Origin of the sequence: Mycolicibacterium vinylchloridicum, assembly GCF_013404075.1 — a bacterium.
Classification (GTDB): Bacteria; Actinomycetota; Actinomycetes; order Mycobacteriales; family Mycobacteriaceae; genus Mycobacterium; species Mycobacterium vinylchloridicum.
In genome coordinates, this window is record NZ_JACBJQ010000008.1 from 79,718 (window position 1) to 96,505 (window position 16,788).

Annotated in this window: 16 protein-coding genes; 4 read left to right on the forward strand and 12 right to left on the reverse strand. The window is 65.5% G+C overall.

Going from position 1 to position 16,788, the window contains the following annotated elements:
* The first annotated feature begins 56 nt into the window (after positions 1-56).
* Positions 57-860 (forward strand): hypothetical protein, encoded by an 804-nt coding sequence (locus tag HPC46_RS09350; RefSeq protein WP_179469052.1) that lies wholly within the window; start codon positions 57-59, stop codon positions 858-860.
* Here HPC46_RS09350 and HPC46_RS09355 read toward each other — a convergent pair.
* The 7 genes from HPC46_RS09355 to HPC46_RS09385 all read right to left on the reverse strand — a co-directional run bounded on the left by HPC46_RS09355 (position 857) and on the right by HPC46_RS09385 (position 6,004).
* The gene (locus HPC46_RS09355) at positions 857-1,624 is read right to left on the reverse strand and encodes an alpha/beta fold hydrolase (RefSeq protein WP_179469054.1); all 768 of its coding nucleotides are present in this window, start codon (positions 1,622-1,624) and stop codon (positions 857-859) included. The two genes, HPC46_RS09350 and HPC46_RS09355, sit on opposite strands and share 4 nt — an antisense overlap.
* 12 nt (positions 1,625-1,636) lie before the next feature.
* Positions 1,637-2,194, reverse strand: a complete 558-nt coding sequence (locus HPC46_RS09360; protein ID WP_179469056.1) for a hypothetical protein — start codon at positions 2,192-2,194, stop codon at positions 1,637-1,639.
* A 64-nt stretch (positions 2,195-2,258) separates the two neighbouring features.
* Positions 2,259-2,744 carry a MarR family winged helix-turn-helix transcriptional regulator gene (locus HPC46_RS09365; RefSeq protein WP_179469058.1) on the reverse strand — a complete coding sequence of 162 codons (486 nt, stop codon included), beginning with the start codon at positions 2,742-2,744 and terminating at the stop codon, positions 2,259-2,261.
* 36 nt (positions 2,745-2,780) lie between these two features.
* Entirely contained in the window at positions 2,781-2,990 is a 210-nt protein-coding gene (locus HPC46_RS09370) for a DUF421 domain-containing protein (protein ID WP_179469060.1), read from the reverse strand.
* Between the two features lie 82 nt (positions 2,991-3,072).
* Entirely contained in the window at positions 3,073-3,765 is a 693-nt protein-coding gene (locus HPC46_RS09375; RefSeq protein WP_179469062.1) for a DUF4396 domain-containing protein, read from the reverse strand.
* 14 nt (positions 3,766-3,779) lie between these two features.
* Positions 3,780-4,205, reverse strand: coding sequence for a hypothetical protein (locus HPC46_RS09380; RefSeq protein WP_179469064.1), 426 nt, complete (start codon positions 4,203-4,205; stop codon positions 3,780-3,782).
* Between the two features lie 5 nt (positions 4,206-4,210).
* A complete protein-coding gene (locus HPC46_RS09385) occupies positions 4,211-6,004 on the reverse strand; it encodes a thiamine pyrophosphate-requiring protein (RefSeq protein WP_179469066.1) in 1,794 nt (597 codons plus the stop codon).
* Positions 6,005-6,107: 103 nt separating this feature from the next.
* On the opposite strand from HPC46_RS09385, the gene HPC46_RS09390 reads away from it, so the two are divergent.
* The gene (locus HPC46_RS09390; RefSeq protein WP_179469222.1) at positions 6,108-9,110 is read left to right on the forward strand and encodes an FAD-binding and (Fe-S)-binding domain-containing protein; all 3,003 of its coding nucleotides are present in this window, start codon (positions 6,108-6,110) and stop codon (positions 9,108-9,110) included.
* Complete coding sequence (locus tag HPC46_RS09395; RefSeq protein ID WP_179469068.1) at positions 9,107-10,198, forward strand: enolase C-terminal domain-like protein; 1,092 nt, start codon at positions 9,107-9,109, stop codon at positions 10,196-10,198. Before HPC46_RS09390 ends, HPC46_RS09395 begins: the two co-directional genes overlap by 4 nt.
* 2 nt (positions 10,199-10,200) lie before the next feature.
* Here the strand turns inward: HPC46_RS09395 and HPC46_RS09400 are convergent, their stop codons facing one another.
* The 3 genes from HPC46_RS09400 to HPC46_RS09410 are packed head-to-tail and all read right to left on the reverse strand — an operon-like array spanning position 10,201 to position 13,173.
* Positions 10,201-11,448, reverse strand: coding sequence for a glycosyltransferase (locus tag HPC46_RS09400; RefSeq protein WP_179469070.1), 1,248 nt, complete (start codon positions 11,446-11,448; stop codon positions 10,201-10,203).
* Between the two features lie 4 nt (positions 11,449-11,452).
* Entirely contained in the window at positions 11,453-11,947 is a 495-nt protein-coding gene (locus HPC46_RS09405; RefSeq protein WP_179469072.1) for a nitroreductase family deazaflavin-dependent oxidoreductase, read from the reverse strand.
* Between the two features lie 47 nt (positions 11,948-11,994).
* Positions 11,995-13,173, reverse strand: a complete 1,179-nt coding sequence (locus tag HPC46_RS09410; protein WP_179469074.1) for an FAD-binding domain — start codon at positions 13,171-13,173, stop codon at positions 11,995-11,997.
* 234 nt (positions 13,174-13,407) lie between these two features.
* Here HPC46_RS09410 and HPC46_RS09415 point away from each other — a divergent pair, with 234 nt between their 5' ends.
* Positions 13,408-13,899 (forward strand): MarR family winged helix-turn-helix transcriptional regulator, encoded by a 492-nt coding sequence (locus tag HPC46_RS09415; RefSeq protein ID WP_179469076.1) that lies wholly within the window; start codon positions 13,408-13,410, stop codon positions 13,897-13,899.
* Between the two features lie 46 nt (positions 13,900-13,945).
* On the opposite strand, the gene HPC46_RS09420 is transcribed toward HPC46_RS09415, so the two are convergent.
* Both HPC46_RS09420 and HPC46_RS09425 read right to left on the reverse strand, forming a co-directional pair.
* Positions 13,946-14,953, reverse strand: a complete 1,008-nt coding sequence (locus HPC46_RS09420; RefSeq protein WP_407665486.1) for an SDR family oxidoreductase — start codon at positions 14,951-14,953, stop codon at positions 13,946-13,948.
* Positions 14,938-16,728, reverse strand: a complete 1,791-nt coding sequence (locus HPC46_RS09425; protein ID WP_179469078.1) for a glycoside hydrolase family 15 protein — start codon at positions 16,726-16,728, stop codon at positions 14,938-14,940. The genes HPC46_RS09420 and HPC46_RS09425 overlap by 16 nt, the downstream gene beginning before the upstream one ends.
* Between the last annotated feature and the right edge of the window lie 60 nt (positions 16,729-16,788).

The window sequence follows — 16,788 nt, forward strand, 5'->3', positions numbered from 1 at the left end:
ACGTACGCAAAGACTCTTGCGCCGTGCCGACGCGACAAAGCAGGATGGGTAGCTCTATGGCACGGTCACTGGGTCTCGCCCGCTTCGATCTCCTGCGGCCGCTGGACATGTTGTCCTCGGTGTGGGCGTCGTCGGCGGTCAGTTCCGGCGCCGCGGTGGCCTATCGGACCCTGTTCGTGACCGTGCGGCGACTGGTGGTCGGGCGCACCCTGAGCGTCCGGCTCGACAGCGGCGACGTCACGCTGACCGTCACCGAATTCGACTCCCGTCTGGACGTGCGCCGGCTTGCCGTCGGCCAGCTCAACGATGTGCGGCTGGCCGCCACCGATATCCATTGGGACGAAAGATATTTCGAGAGCGCCTCGGTGGTGCTGCACAATGTGCACCTGCGGCCGGGGGTGCCGCCGGTGTTGGTGGCCGCACCGGTCGAGGTGAGTATGGACATCTCGACGCACGCACTCGACGACGTGTTCTCCGATGCGCTGCCCCGGCTGTCGGGCCACGTGGACGACGACGGTGTTGCCCGGCTGCGCTGGGCCCGCCGCCCCGGGCTCGGCAGCATCGAGGTCGACGTACGACTCGACGGCTCGACGCTGTGGCTGCACCCGCGGGCGGTGCGAACCCGCAGGCGCCGTTGGTCGTTGCCGGACCGGACACCGTCCTACCCCGTGCGGCTACCGGAACTGGCCAGCGGCCTGACCCTGACGAGTCTGTCGTTCAGTCCCGGAGTCCTGCATCTGACCGGGAGCCTGCCCGAGTGGCGTGCCGAAGTACCGCGCGGGCGCATCGAGGACGTCCTGACCCAGCTCAGCGCCGTTGGACTACCGCTGAATCTGACCGGCACACCTCGCCCGGACTAATCCGGCTGCAGCGGCCCCACCGGCACGGTGGTGGTCGCGTGGACCAGCAGTTCGGCCAGTTCGGCAGGTCGGGACAGGAACGGTGAGTGGGACGCGTCGATGGTCAGCTGCTCGACACCGAGACGTTCGGTGACGGTATCGGCCAGCCAGCGCGGCATGGACTTGTCCTCGGTGCACCGGATGAAGCTGCGCGGGAGATCGGCGGCCCAGAAGTTCGGCACCGACACCGGGGTGTCGTTGACCGCGCCGAACTTCTCCGGCCCCAACCGCTCGAAGGCCCAGCGTGCGGTCGGCTCGTCGCAGTCGTGGTAGAAGTAGCGCCACGCACCCTGGAAATCGGCGAAGGTCATCGCGCCGGTCTCGTCGAAATGGAGGTAGCCCAACATCTCCCCGACGTCACCGTCGAACTCGCCGTCCTCAGTGTTGCGCATCGCCATCGCCTCGGGATACGAGCGGCCTTCCCTCGGCAGCGCGGCGGCCAGATAGACGATGTGGCTGACGTCGTCGACGGCGGCATCGGCGGCCACTGTCGCGTCGAATCCACCACCGGAATGACCGACCAGCACGTCACCGGGCTGGACGAGCTCCAGGATCGCGTCGCGGCGGCGCGGAATGGTCCACTCCTCCAACGGATCGTCGACGCGCGCGCCATGCCCGGGCAGGTCCACCGCGACGGACTCGTGGCCCAGCCGGTCGAGCTCGGCGATGGTGCGTTGCCAGCACCAGCTCGCGTGGAAACCACCGTGGACGAAGACGAACCGCACCTGTTGTCTCCCTCAGTCCCAGGCGGAGGCGACGGCCTCGGCGACATCGATGATTTTTGCCTGTTGCGATGCCGGGCTGTCGATCTCGTCGGCGACGTAGGCCGCGACGAAGCGGCGGATCTCGGCGTCGACGCCGGCCACGATGCGCAGGATCTCCCCGCGCACCGATTTCGACGTCACGTTGACGGCGATGTCGGAGGACCGCGGCTTGGCGACGTCGATGACCAACAGCAGCGGCTCGGCCGCCCGCGCGGTCGCTCGCAGGGCGATATCGCCGTCGACGGTGAACCGTTGTTTGTCCAGGCGCAGGTCGACGATCAGCTCGATCACCAGCGGAATCCGGACGTTGAACGTGATCGTGTCGCCCACACTGCGCCGGGCGGTCGGCTGCTGAATCTTCACCTTGGCGGTGACCTTGGCGAGGCCGGCCGGCCCCTGGGCCATCGGGCCCATCTCGAACTCGCCGCCGGCGATCTCGGCGAAGGCTGCCGCAACACGTTCCTCGGTCACCGCGACTTCGAAGAATCGGCGACCGAATTCTTCATAGGTGACGAAGCTGTGCGTGTGCATAGAGGTCTACGTTCTCACGCCGGAGGTCGACGGCGGGGCGCGGACTGGTAACGAATAGGTCGTGTCAGGCAGGTGGCCAGACCAAGTGCAGGGCCACTTCGTCGGCCGGTTCCCCCGCAGCGACAGCGAAGGCGTTGAGCGCGGTGACGACTGACGCCCGTTCCTTGGCGGTCATCGCCCGCAGCACCCGGGTGATCGCCCGGCGACGATGACGATTCATCTTGCGAACCAGCTGCCTTCCCTCCGTGGTCAGCGACAGCGAGATGTTGCGCCGGTCGGCAGCGGAATCCTGCCGGTGCAGGAATCCCGCCCTGATCAGCCGATCACAGATGCGGCTGGCGTTGGACGGACTGATATCCAGCGCCGCGGCGACCGAAGCGAGATTCAACGGGCCGTGCGTGTCGATCATCACCAGCACCCGCAGCTGCGGCACCGTGACGACCTCGGAGATCTCGGCTATCGAGGCGGCGGCTATGCCCACCAGTGCGCGGGAGGCCCGCAGCACGGCGTCGATGTCTGTTGCGGATGGCCCGTCGATTGACTGCTGCAAGCCATGCCTCCTTCGGTTCCATTGCGCCGGCCGCGATCAATCCTTCGTGCCGACTCCCTTCAGCACCGACACCGCGCCCTTCTCCTCGAACAATGCCAGATGAACGTCCGCCGGACTGTCGTGGCCGTGTTGTCGCAGGTTCCGCTCGTCGACCTTGCCGTCGCGGATCAGCACCCGTGCTGGTGGGTCCACCATGCGCCGCAACGCGGGGACGAACCGCAGCCGAACCACCAGTGCGTGCGCCACGATTAGAGTCAACAGCGCCACCGCGGTCACCCAGTCGAACGCCGTGAACTCCGCAATGGCCCGCCGCCCAGGAGTGCCCCGTTCACATCGCCTCCTTGATCCCCCGCCGGATCAGCCACACGTTGGCCGGCCAGGCGGTCGCGAAGCCGACGATCATGCCGATCTGCATCAGGAACCAGTAGACCGGACTGTTGGGGTGAAGCGGATGCGCTCCGAAGAAGACAAATGCCATCATCGCCATCCAACCGAACAGTCCGACTTCGAATGCGCTGAGCGACAGCACATCCGCCTTGGCCGCCTGAATCAGTCCCTTACGAAATCCCAAGCCGCGCATCGGAGCGATCGCGAAGTACTGGAAGAGGATTCCCAACGCCAGTGCGGCGGTGTAATCACCGACGTATTCGGGGAGCAATGCCCGCCCGAATAATTCGAGGGCCAGTGCGAACACCGCGAATTCGGCGATGATGTCCCCGAGAGTGCACCCTGCACCGCAGTGGCTCACGCCGATCGCAGTGGTGGCCCAATCCGGTTTGTCGGGCGGGCTGTCACGGCCGCGCTCCGCTAGCCACTTGCGGCTCTGCGGCCTGCCATAACGCCAGTACACGCACACTGCGACCGGGCCGAAGTAGAGGCCGGTCACCGGCCACACCGCCTCCATCACGCGCATCCGTTGCCGATAGCCGCGTACGTATATGTCGACGAGAATGATGAGCGTGCTGACGCCGGCCAGTGCGAGCGCACACCACGAGAGCACCACCAACCAGGCAGGCGCCACAGAAACCTCCTATTTCACGGCGCCAGCACGCGACACAGCCGTTCGGCCAGCGCGTTGCGCCAACGCAGGACCGTGCTGCGCGTCGGTTCGGCCGGCGGGTGATGCCGCCGGACCGCCGCCAGATCGGCGACGGCGAATCCAGCCGCCGTGACGACGTTTGCCGCCGCCGCACGGCGTCGGCTGTCGTTGCGACTGCGCACCGAAACTACGCCCATCGTCGCGCCATGAATCAGGTCGACGACGGCTTCGATCGTCAACACGCAGCGAGTGGGTCGCGCCGCGCACACTGCCGATTGAGCCAGTAGCCGAATGCCGAGAATCCGCATGGCGGTGCGCGTTCCGTTGCTCAGATCCCTGTCCCCTATGTGTCCGGCGACATCGTCGGGGGCCAGCAGCACCGCTGCGCCGAACCCGGCCCTAGTGAGCGCCAACCAGTTCACGCCGCTCATCCCTCGCGGTGCGGCACGAACTCTTGTGCCTTGGTCTTGGCCCCTTGCATCATGATGTGCCAGCGAGCGGGATCGCCCTTGGCCAGCGCGGTGAGGAGTTCTTTGCCCTGTTCATAGGTCGCGTGCGGCGGAATGGGCGGCATCTCGGGATCGCAACGCACGTCGAGCACGGTCGGCTTGTCGGCTGCCAGTGCGCGGTCCCAGGCTCGGCCGATGTCGTCCGGTTCGTCGACGGTGATCGCCTCCAGTCCCATACAACGGGCGATGTCGGCGTAAGAGACATCCGGAAGCGCTTGAGATTCCTCGAACTTCGGGAATCCGCCCATCGCTCGCAGTTCCCAGGTGACTTGGTTGAGATCGTTGTTGTGGAACACGCAGACGACCAGCCGGGGATCCGCCCATTGTCGGTGGTAGCGGGCAATCGTGAGCAATTCGGCCATGCCGTTCATCTGCATCGCGCCGTCGCCGACGAGTGCGATTGCCGGGCGGTCGGGGTGGGCGAATTTGGCGCCGATCGCATAGGGCACGCCAGGTCCCATCGTTGCCAACGTTCCCGACAGTGAGCCGCGCATCCGGTCACGGACCTTCAGGCAGCGCGCATACCAGTTCGTCGACGAGCCGGAATCGGCCGACAGCATCGCATCACCGGGCAACCGGGACGACAGCTCCCACACCACCCTCATCGGGTTGACCGGCTTGGCCGACAACATTGCCTGCTTTTCCATCGTTTCCCACCAGCGGGCGACGTTGTCGGCGATGTCGTCACGCCACTTCGTCGGATTCTTCGGTTGCAGCAGCGGGATGATGGCCCGCAGTGTGGCACCCGCATCCGCGACGATGTTGATCTCGGTTGGATAGCGCATACCTATCGACGTCCCGTCGACGTCGACTTGAATCGCTCGGGCCTGGCCGAACTTCGGCAGGAATTGCGTGTACGGAAAATTCGAGCCGACGATGAGCAGGGTGTCGCAGTCGCGCATCATCTCATAGCTGGGCCTGGTGCCGAGCAGACCGATCGAGCCCGTGACGTATGGCAGGTCGTCGGGCAAAACGTCCTTGCCCAACAAGGCTTTCGCCACACCGGCGCCGGTGAGTTCGGCTACCTTCCTCACCTCGTCGGCCGCTGTCCGGGCACCCTGGCCGATCAGGATCGCAACCTTCTCGCCCGCGTTGAGGATCTCCGCAGCGTGTCGGACTGCCTGCAGCGGCGGCTCCAAGACCGGGTAGTCGAAGCTCGGGTCACTGGACGGCACCTGTTTGAAGGCATGCTGTGGCGGGGTGAACTCCTCCTCTTGCAGATCCGACGGGATGATCAGCGCCGTCGGCGCGCGCCGGGTGAGGGCCGTCCGGATGGCCCGGTCCAGCGCATTGGGCAGTTGTTCGGCAACGTTGACCTCGACCAGATAGTCACTGGCCACATCCTTGTACAAGGACTGGAGGTCCACCTCCTGCTGATAGGAGCCGCCCATGGCGCTGCGCGCGGTCTGCCCGACGATCGCGACGACCGGCACGTGGTCGAGCTTGGCGTCGTACAGCCCGTTGAGCAGATGCACTGCACCAGGCCCGGAGGTCGCCATGCACACCGCGAGTTCGCCACTGAACTTCGCATATCCAACTGCTTCAAACGCGGCCATCTCCTCGTGGCGCGCCTGGATGAACTGGGGCTTGTTGTCGGCAGCCCCGAAGGCGCCGACAATACCGTTGATCCCGTCGCCGGGATATGCGAACACATGCCGAACTCCCCAGTCCCGCAAGCGGGCAAGTAGGTAGTCCGCAACCGTCTTTGCCATGTTTCCTCCTCGGTATCCGGGGCACCCGGTATCTGCGCCTCTGCACGGCGCTTACCCGGAGCGGCTGAACACAAACAGGTTTGACAGGAGTTTCCCAGTGACAATGCTTGCCTGGAATCAACTAACTGACGACCGCCGGAGAGCATTGCGGGAGGAGCTCGAACGCCGTGTCGACGGGGAGGTCCGATTTGATGGCGGCAGCCGGGGCGCCTACTCCACCGACGCCTCCAATTTCCGCCAGATTCCGATCGGTGTGGTTGTGCCACATACTCCGGAAGCGGCAGCCGAAGCCGTCGCGGTGTGCCGGCACCACGACTGTTCGGTGTTCTCCCGCGGAGGGGGCACTAGCCTGGCCGGTCAGTGCACCAATACCGGTGTGGTGATCGACTGGAGCAAGTTCTGCAATCGGGTCGTGTCGGTAGACGAGTCGGCCGGGACGGCGGTGGTCGAACCTGGCATCACGCTCGACGACCTCAACGATGCTCTGAACGACACCGGATGGATGGTCGGACCTCGGCCGTCGACCCACGTGAGTTGCACGATCGGCGGCATGATCGGCAATAACTCGTGCGGGGCGACGGCACAGGCCTACGGCAAGATGGTGGACTCTGTAAGGCGACTGGAAGTGCTGACCTACAACGGATTACGGATGTGGGTCGGTCCGACCTCCGAGGATCAGCTCGCCGAGATCGTTGCCGGCAACGACGAGCGTGCCGACCTCTACCGACGATTGTGTGCCCTGCGTGACGAATACGCCGACGAAATCCGTCGGCGCTACCCGGAGATTCCGCGCCGCGTCTCCGGTTACAACCTGGACAGCCTGCTGCCCGAAATGGGTTTCAATGTCGCGCAGCTGTTGGTGGGCAGTGAGAGCACGCTCGTCACGGTACTGCGCGCCGAGATAGGGCTTGTGCGCCAGCCGAAAGCGCACGTGCTGGCCGTCCTCGGCTTCTCCGACATCCAGACCGCGGGTACGGCGGTCACCAGGATCTTGCGGCACGAGCCGGCCGCCTTGGAAGGCTTCGACAGTCGACTGGTCTCACTCGAGCACGTCAAGCATCTCGCCGAGGGTGCACTCGACGAATTGCCTGACGGTGATGCCTGGTTGATCGTCCAGTTCAACGGCGACGATACCGAGCACGCCGACAAGCGCGCCCGGGCAATGCTTGACGACCTGAATGGCGATCACCAGGACGCGGTCGTGATCGACGACACCGATCAACAAGAACGGATGTGGAAGGCCAGGGAGGCCGGACTTGGCGCGACAGCGCACCAGCCCAACGGCAAGGACACCCATGCCGGATGGGAGGATGCCGCCGTTCCGCCAGAAGGATTGGGCGACTATCTTGCCGATTTCCAGCAGCTGCTGAAGCACTACGACTACGGAAGTGCCTCCCTGTACGGCCATTTCGGTCAAGGTTGCATACACACCAGGATCCCCTTCGATCTGACCACTGCCGAGGGCATCGCCAAATACCGCAACTTCGTCGAGGATGCCGCACACCTGGTCACCGGTTACGGCGGCTCGCTGTCCGGCGAACACGGAGACGGCCAGCAGCGCGGCGAACTGTTGCCGATCATGTTCGGCGAGCACATCATCAGGGCGTTCAGTGAATTGAAGGACATCTTCGACCCACAGAACAACATGAACCCCGGCAAGGTCGTGCATCCCCGGCGCCTGGATACCGATCTGCGCTGGGGCTCGGACTACCGCCCGATCGAGCCGGACACCCTGTTCTCCTATCCCGGCGATGATCACCGCTTTTCCCGGGCCGCCAACCGCTGTGTGGGGGTCGGCAAGTGCCGCGGTCACGAATCCGGCGTGATGTGCCCGAGCTACCGGGCCACCGGCGAGGAGGAGCACTCGACGCGGGGCCGGGCCCGGCTGCTGTTCGAGATGCTGCAGGGCGACGTCATCACCGACGGCTGGCGGTCGACGGAGGTTCGCGATGCGCTCGATCTGTGCCTGGCCTGCAAAGGGTGCCGCAGCGACTGCCCGGTCAACGTCGACATGGCCACCTACAAGGCCGAATTCATGCATCACCACTACAAGCGCAGGCTGCGCCCGCTGGCCCACTATTCGATGGGCTGGCTGCCGTTGCTGGCCCGCATCGCGGCCGTCGCGCCCCGCCCGATCAACGCCCTGGCTCACACGCCCGGCCTCACCACAGTCTTGCGCGCGGCGGGCGGCATCGACCACCATCGCGACGTCCCCCGCTTCGCCGCCCAACGGTTCACCGACTGGTTCGGCCGTCGTCCGATACACCCGGGTAGTCGGGGCAGGGTGATCCTCTGGCCGGACACCTTCACCAACAGTTTCGATCCGCACATCGGCAAGGCTGCAGTCGCGGTTCTGGAAGACGCCGGGTTCGAGGTGCATGTTCCACGCCAAACCGTCTGCTGCGGACTGACCTGGATCTCCACTGGTCAACTCGAGGTCGCCCAGCACATCCTGCGCCGAACGCTGACGATCCTGCAGCCTGCGCTCCGGCAAGCAACCCCGGTGGTCGTGCTCGAACCCAGCTGCGCGGCTGTTTTCCGCTCCGACCTGCCGGAACTTCTCCACGATGACGAGGACGCTCACCGGCTGGCTCAACAGACGCGCACCATCGGAGAGTTGCTCGCCGAACGCGCACCGGACTGGCGCCCACGACAGCGGGACGGCAAGGCGATCATGCAACCGCATTGCCATCAACATGCGATTCTCGGACTCGACAAAGATCACGAGTTCCTGGACCGGGCGGGCCTTTCCACCGAGGTCCTCGATGCCGGGTGTTGCGGTCTGGCCGGCAATTTCGGGTTCGAACGTGGCCACTACGACGTCTCGGTGACGTGCGCCGAGGACAAGCTGATGCCGGCGGTCCGCTCTGCGGACGCCGCGACGACGGTCATCGCCGACGGCTTCAGCTGCCGCACCCAGATCACCCATCTGGCACCCGACCGCTCCCCGCGCCACACTGCCGAAGTGCTGGCCGACAACCTCGGCTGGCGTGCGCAGGACGACAGCGGCCACCGCGTCGGTCCTCGGTTGGCCGGCGTCGGTGCTGCGATGGTTCTCGGCGCCACACTGGCGATGCTGCGTCACCGCGGCAAGGCGACCCCGTGACGGCGAACCCCACGATCGAGCGGGTGACGGTGTCGGCCTACCGATTTCCGACGCCGCACCCGGAATCCGACGGCACCTTGGAGTGGAACGCGACGACGGCAGTGGCCGCCCAGGTGCGTGCCGGAAGCGCCGAGGGCCTGGGCTGGACGTACAGCGGCACGGCTGCGGCGGCGGTAATCAAGGACAACCTCGCGTCGGCGCTGCAGGGTCGCAACGCGTTCGACATCGGCGGTGCATGGTCGGCGATGCACCGCACGTGCCGCAACCTCGGCACCAAAGGTCTTGTCATGCAGGCGATCAGCGCGGTCGACATCGCGCTGTGGGATCTCAAGGCGCGACTGCTCGAGGTCCCGATCGTCACATTGATGGGTCCCGTCCGCGAACGTGTGCCAATCTACGGGTCGGGCGGGTTCACCTCATCGACCGATGCTGAGATCGCCCAGGATATCGCCGGGTGGAAGGCGACCGGTTGCACATCCATGAAGATCAAGATCGGCAAGGGGCTCGGTACCGACCTCGAGTGGGACGTGCGCCGGGCAACGCTGCTACGTGAACTCGGTGGTCCCGACATCGAGTTGATGGTCGATGCCAATGGCGCGTATACCAGCGGGCAAGCCAAACGGGTCGGCAAGGAACTGGAGACGCTGGGAGTGCGCTGGTTCGAGGAGCCGGTCAGCAGCGACGACAAGAGCGGGCTGGCCGAAGTTCGGGCCGCGCTGACCGCTGATGTCGCGGCGGGCGAGTACATCAGCGACACATTTGACGTCGAAGCCATGGCTCCGGTGGTCAGCTGTCTTCAGCTCGATACCACCCGCTGTGGCGGGTACACGGGGTTCCTGCGCGGCTGCGCCATCGCCGCCGCGCATAATCTGGATGTGTCAGGGCACTGTGCGCCCTCCTTACATGCGCCGGTCGCAGCGGCAGTACCGCACCTGCGCCATGTCGAGTGGTTCAACGACCACGTGCGCCTCGAGCCGCTGCTGGTCGAGGGGGCACCGACCGTCAGTGGCGGGACCATGGAAGTTCCGACCCGACGCCCCGGTCACGGTATGGCGCTGGCGGCCGGGGCGGCCGACTTCCGGCTCTGACGTCAGAGCTCCGTTGTGTCCTGGATCGGGTGTTCTCCCACGGTGATCGGGGCGGACTCGCCGGTCGCGCGGGCGACCAAGCGCTCGTATATCCGGAGCGTCTCGTCAGCGATTCTGTCCCAGGTGTACCGAGCGCAGGCGCGGTCCCGGCCGGCAAGCCCGTGACCGCGCCGTAAGAACGCGTCATTCAGCATCGCCGAGGCGGCTTCGGCGATGGCGCGGGGATTGCGAGGGGGCACCAGGCGGCCGGTCACATCGTCGACGACGGTATCCCGCATCCCGCCCACGGCCGTGGCGACGACAGGAACCCCACACGCCATTGCCTCCAACGGGACGATGCCAAAGCCTTCGCACCACGGCGCACATATCACCACGTCGGCGGAGCGCAGCATGTCGGGCATGGCGTCGTGGGGAACCGCTCCGGTGAACACCACACGGTCGGCCACGCCCAGCTCGGAGGCAAGCACTGACAGCCGTCGGACCTCGGTATTGTCGCCGAGGTGCTGGGCTTCGGGTCCGCCGACGATCACCAGCTCTGCTCGGGGAATGCCCCGCAGAGCAATGATCATTGTGTCAAACCCCTTGTGCGCCAATGATGTGCCGACGGCGACAATGCGTGGACGAGCGCCACGCTCGGCGGTCGACCCCTGATTCGAGAACATCTCCACGTCGACACCGCATGGCACGACGGACACATGAGACCGCCGGCATCCCAGGCGCATCAGCTCCTGCAGCTCATCGGTGCACGTGGCGACAATCCACGAGGCATCTCGGGCGACGATTCTCTCCAGCTTGGTCCGTGTGTCGGCGTCGGCGTGCTGCCGGCCCAGCTGACGGTCTCTGGCGGCACCCAACTCGTGAAAGGTCTGTACCGTCGGAATGCCAGTACCACGGGTAGCTAATTCCGTTGCGACACCCGATGTCCAGTAGTGAGCGTGGGCGACGTCAGGCGCGTCGACCGTCCACTGAGCAGCGAGAGTATGGCTGAATTCCCCTAAATACTCTGGTAACTGGCTTTCAGCTATCGGCTCGGCCGGACCGGCGTCCACGTGTACCACGGTGTAGCCCTGCGGAGTGACGATGCGTTGTGGGCTTCTCGGATCGCTACGCCGCGTATACACCGTGACATCGTGGCCACGACCTGCCATGGCCGCGGACATCTCTGCGACATAGATGTTCTGACCGCCAGCAGCCAGTCCGGTGTCGTCCACCAGCGGACTGGCATTTACGGAGACCATCGCCGCTCTCATCCGTCTAGCCCTCCTTCCCATTACGTGGAACGAACTTGACGAACGGCAGATGACGGCCTGCGGCCCGGAAGTCATCCTCGGATCCGTCGACCGAAAGACCCATCACACGCGGTAGCAGATGCCTGGCCAGCATGCGGTGTCGTGCGGCGTATCTGGCAAAGACGTCGGCTCCTTCCTCCGTGGACAGCGGTACCGCGGTCACGGGTATGGTTCGCCTGCCGACCTGGATGCCGACCTCCGGGTTGTGCAGGACATTCCGGTACCAGGCCGCGGTGGGTCCCCAACCAGAGGCGACGACATAGCTGTCGTCCGCGTGATCGTGACTGACCACTTCGAGGATGGTCTGGCGCTGCACACCCGAGACACGTCCGATGTGGTTGAGAAGCATCAACCGATCACCGAAGATCCACCCGCAGCCAATCCGGTAGGCGTATATCGGTATTCGAAAGAGCAATCTGCTCAACCCAGTGGGTGGATCGACGTGTTTGATGATCTTCACCTGCGTCGTCCTTTCACTCGCACTGTCCGAATAGACGGCCGTCGACATCACATCCGGTAGTCGGGCAACTCGAAGTCATCGCGCAGACTGCCGGAGGCGACGAGATCGAAGATCGGACCGTAGTTCATCGCCCGCATCACCAGATGACGAATCCGGAGCCCGAATTCCGTCTTGGTCGCGAACACCGGAAGGAACTTTTCCGCGTCGGCTTGTTTGCCTTCGACGAAGTGGCGCATCCGGCTTTCATACGCAGGGAACGCTCGCCGATGGTCACCCCGCGCACTCGAGAGTTCGCCTGCCAGAACATAAGCAGCGGTCATGGCCAGCCCCGTGCCCTCACCCGCGAGCAGAGAAACGCAGGCGGCTGCATCGCCGATCAGGGCGACCCGGCCCACCGACCAGCGGTCCATCCGAATCTGGCTCACCACATCGAAATACAGGTCGTCAGCGTCGTCGAGTGCGGCAAGGATCTGTTTGCACTCCCAGCCCGCATCACCGAATTCTTCCCACAACAAGGCCTTTCGGGCCTCGAGCTCGCCTGGGTCGTTGCGCTGGTCGGACCGAAACACGAACAGGAACAGTGTGCGGTCGCCGCGCAGGGAAAATCGCGCCACCGACCGACCCGGTCGACTGTAGGTCACATACACCAGCTCATCGCGAGGCCGATAGCCCTCCACGACAGCAGCCGCGACCAAGCAGCCCAGGTACCGTTCGATATCAGGCCCCGTGTCGAAGGCCAGCCGGCGGACGTTCGAGTGCAGCCCGTCGGCTCCGACGACGAGGTCGACATCGCGAGCATCCGTGTGGGCGAAGTTCAGTCGGACCCCGTCCGGGTGCTGATCGATCGCCGTGATGCTATCGCCGAAAATCGTTTCGACCCGGTCCTCAATGGTGGCGTAGACGGTGGCCGCCAGGTCGCCACGCGCCACGCTGACCAGCTCGCCGCGCGCAGCTCGCCGAAATCCGTTCACCTTCATAGTGGCCAGCGTCCGGCCGTCAGATCCTACCGAGCGAAGCGACTCGAGCTGGTAACCCGCGCCCCGGATTTCCGGCTCCAGTCCCATGCGCTGCGCGACGCGGTATCCCACGCCCCAGAAATCGATCAGGTAACCACCGGCGCGAAAGTGGGGCGCCCGCTCGATCAGCATCGGCTCGTGGCCAGCGCGGTGGAGCCAGTACGCCAGCGTCGGCCCGGCAACGCCGGCCCCACTGATCGCAATCTTCATGCCGCTCATCCTGTTTGTCAGCCGAAACGCGCTTCGCGCCAGCTGGCCGGGCTGCGTACCGCGCCACGCCATGGCGCCCGTCCACAACCATAGCACTATGCAATAGTTGCAGCCAGCATTATTTGATGAGCACCCACCCCAACCGACGGGACGGGTGCAGGTAATCGTTGCCGGGCGACGGCTAGATTGGGGCATGAATGTGGCAAGCGACGTGCACGGCGACGGAGGACCGCGATGACGCCTCACAACGGGGCAGCCGAAGGAGACTCGTCAGATGAGATTATCGACGCTCTTTTGACCGCATCGCGGCTGCTGGTTGCGATCTCGGCTCGCTCGATCGCGCAGGTGGACGAGACGATCACCATCCCGCAGTTCCGCACGCTCGTGATCCTGTCGTCCCGTGGCACTGTCAACGTCGCCACCCTGGCCGGGCTGCTTGACGTGCAACCCTCCACTACCGGACGCATGGTCGAGCGACTGGTCGCCGCGGGGCTCATCAGCCGTCGGGCGCACCCCGACTCGCGGCGTGAACTCATGGTCGAGCTGACCCCACGCGGGCAGGAGGTCGTGCGGGCGGTGACCGCGCACCGCCGCGAAGAAATTGCCCGCGTGGTCGCGGCCATGCCGCAACGGGAGCGGCATGGACTCATCCGTACGCTCACTGCGTTCACCACCGCTGGCGGTGAACCCGCCACCCGGCTCGAAGTCGACGGGTATCTGATGTGAGTATCACTGCGGCCCAGTCAGTCCGGGCTCGGGATGCTGGGCACTATCACCCGCGCTGAGTTACCGCTGCCAACACCGCAGCTCCCCCGGCCACCGCCGCAATGGGTGCCATGTGCTCCCGCAGCCACCACTGCGGACTGCGGGCATGTGACCGGTCGTCGAAGGACCCATGTGCCCCATGGTCGGCATCGGGTTCGTCATCCATGGGTTGCCACAAATTCGGTGCATTGCGGGGTGCCGGCTCGTCGGTCTGCTGAGACTTGTACCCGGTTGCGGCGAGATAGCGGTCTAGCACTCGGGGCATGACGCGTTGACCCAGCAAGGTGGCCACCGTGCTGGCTCCCACCCAGAACTGTTTGCGGGCAGGATGTTTGGCGGCGAACAGCACCGCGCGTGCCGCGACTTCAGGCTGGTAGATCGGTGGGACCGGCTGCGGGTGTTTCGGCAGGCGCGACAGTACCCAGGTGAACTGCGGGGTATTGACCGCCGGCATCTGCACCACCGTCACATGGACGCCACTGTGGTCGTGCATCAGCTCGGTACGCAGCGACTCGGTGAAGCCGTTCACGGCGTGCTTGGCGCCGCAATAGGCCGACTGCAACGGGATAGCCCGTCCGCCCAGTGCCGATCCCACCTGCACGATGGTTCCGGTGTTTCGCGGGCGCATCTTCTTCAGCGCTGCCATCGTGCCGTAGACGAACCCCAGATAGCTCACCTCGGTGACATGCTTGAACTCGTCGGGTGTGATCTCGTGGAACGGGGCGAACACCGACGCGAACGCGACATTGACCCAGACGTCGATCGGACCCAACTGAGCCTCAATGGCATCTGCCGCCATTTCGACCTGCTGGTAATCCGATACATCAGTGGCGACGGCGAGCGCTCGGCCGCCGGCCTGCTCGACCTCGGCCGCGGTGGCGGCCAAGCCCTCGTGCCCGCGCGCCAGGAGACCCACGTTGGCCCCCTCGCGCGCGAAGATTCGGCTCACCGCGCGGCCGATTCCCGCGCTGGCGCCTGTCACGACGACGGTCTTACCGGTCATCGATCCTGCCATGACTCGTTCCTTTCCGTGGCTTCTGCAGTGGTTCGCGCCAAGGTGCTCGATGCCTCGAACATCAGCGCGTGGACGAAGGCCTGCGGGATGTTCCCGCGCAACTGGCGTTGGCGGATGTCGTACTCCTCGGAGAACAGCCCCGGCGTCCCGCAGCCGGAGCGGTTGCGTTCGAAATAGCGGTAAGCCTCGATCGGCTGGCCCTGCTGGTTGGCGGCCAGCGCCATCAGGAAGCCGCACAGCAGGAAGGCGCTGTCGCTGGTTCCGAGCCCCCGTCGAGGTGGGTAGCGGTAGACGTAATGGTCGCGACTCAGGTCGCGTTCGACGGCGCGGTACGTTGCGACCGAACGCGGATCGCGACCCGGCAGAGCGCCCCGCAGCGCGGGTAGGAGCAATGCCGCGTCGACCCGCTCATCGTCGGCCGCCCGCTGCCAGCGGCCCGTGGGATGCAAGCAACGTGACGACGTGTCGGCGACGATGTGGTCGGCGAGCGTGCTCAGCCGGCCCGCATCCCGGCCGATCCCGGCTGCGGCGACCGCCCGCAGACCCGCGGCGCACGACAATCGCGAATGCGTCCAGTGCCGTTCGTCGAGTTCCCAGATGCCCGCATCGGGTCGGTCGATGTTGGCGACGATCGCGTCGACCGCGGCGTCGATGGCGCGGCGACTGTCACTGGTGAGCATGTCGTGGCGTGCCGCAGCAGCGAACAGCAGCAACGACTCACCGAAGATGTCGAGTTGGAACTGGTCGCGGACATGGTTTCCGGCGAGGTCGTAGCCGCCCGGGTAACCGGGCAGCTCGAGTCGTCGTTGATCGGGCACGGGTTCGGCGGCGCCGGTGTAGGCGGGCCTAAGCTTTGGACCATCGGCCAGCAGCCGTTCCGACACGAAATGTACCGCCGTGCCGACTAATTCGTGGGGTCCATCGGCGGCCACCGCGATACCGGCATAACACTGGTCACGGATCCAGGCATACCGATAGTCGTAGTTGGCTCCTTCGTCGGCACGCTCCGGCAGGCTCATGGTGGCGGCCGCGACCATAGCTCCCGAGGAGGTGGTCAGCCCACGCATGACCGCGTAGCTGTGGGCGGCATCGCGTGGGGCGGCAGTCGGGCCAAGGCTGGGAATAGCTGCTGACCAAGACTTTTCGGTATCCGCCCACACTTGGGGAGCCACCACCGGCCGACCCGGGAGCTCGCAGTCGGCCAATTCGAGCACCAAATCCGAGCTCTCGCCTTCGCTGAGGACGACCGTGGCCTCCAACGAGCGCTCCGCGGCGTTGTCCCCGACCACGTGCGCGTCCGGCGCGCCCGACCATCGCATCCGCAATGATCCGACATTCGCCGACCAGCAGGCGGTGGCCTCGTCACGCCGGATACTGCGCATGTGCCGCCGGCCGAACTCGGCGGTCGGCTGCAGCCGTATCCGTAGGCGAGCGTCGCCCCGAATCGCCTCGATACGACGAAGGATAACGACGGTATCTGCCCGGCCGGGAAACGCCAACGCCTCCCGGCACTCGATGATGCCGGACACTGTGACCCATCGGGACCGCCAGATGAGCGAACCGGATTCGTAATAGCCTCCCCATACAAAGGGCTCTATCGGTGCGACCGTGTAGCTGCCGCCGCCGCCGATGAGCGACCCGAATACGGCATCGCTATCCCACCGGGGCGCACACATCCATACGTACTCGCCCCGGGGACCGATCAATGCGCCCCGTTCTCCGTCGGCGATGAAGGCGTAATCTCGCAACGTCCATGGCTCGGGCACTGTTGCCATGAGCTTCGGCTACCCGGCCCGCGGCGATGTATGCGGTTGCCACGTATCCTCATCGAGGCC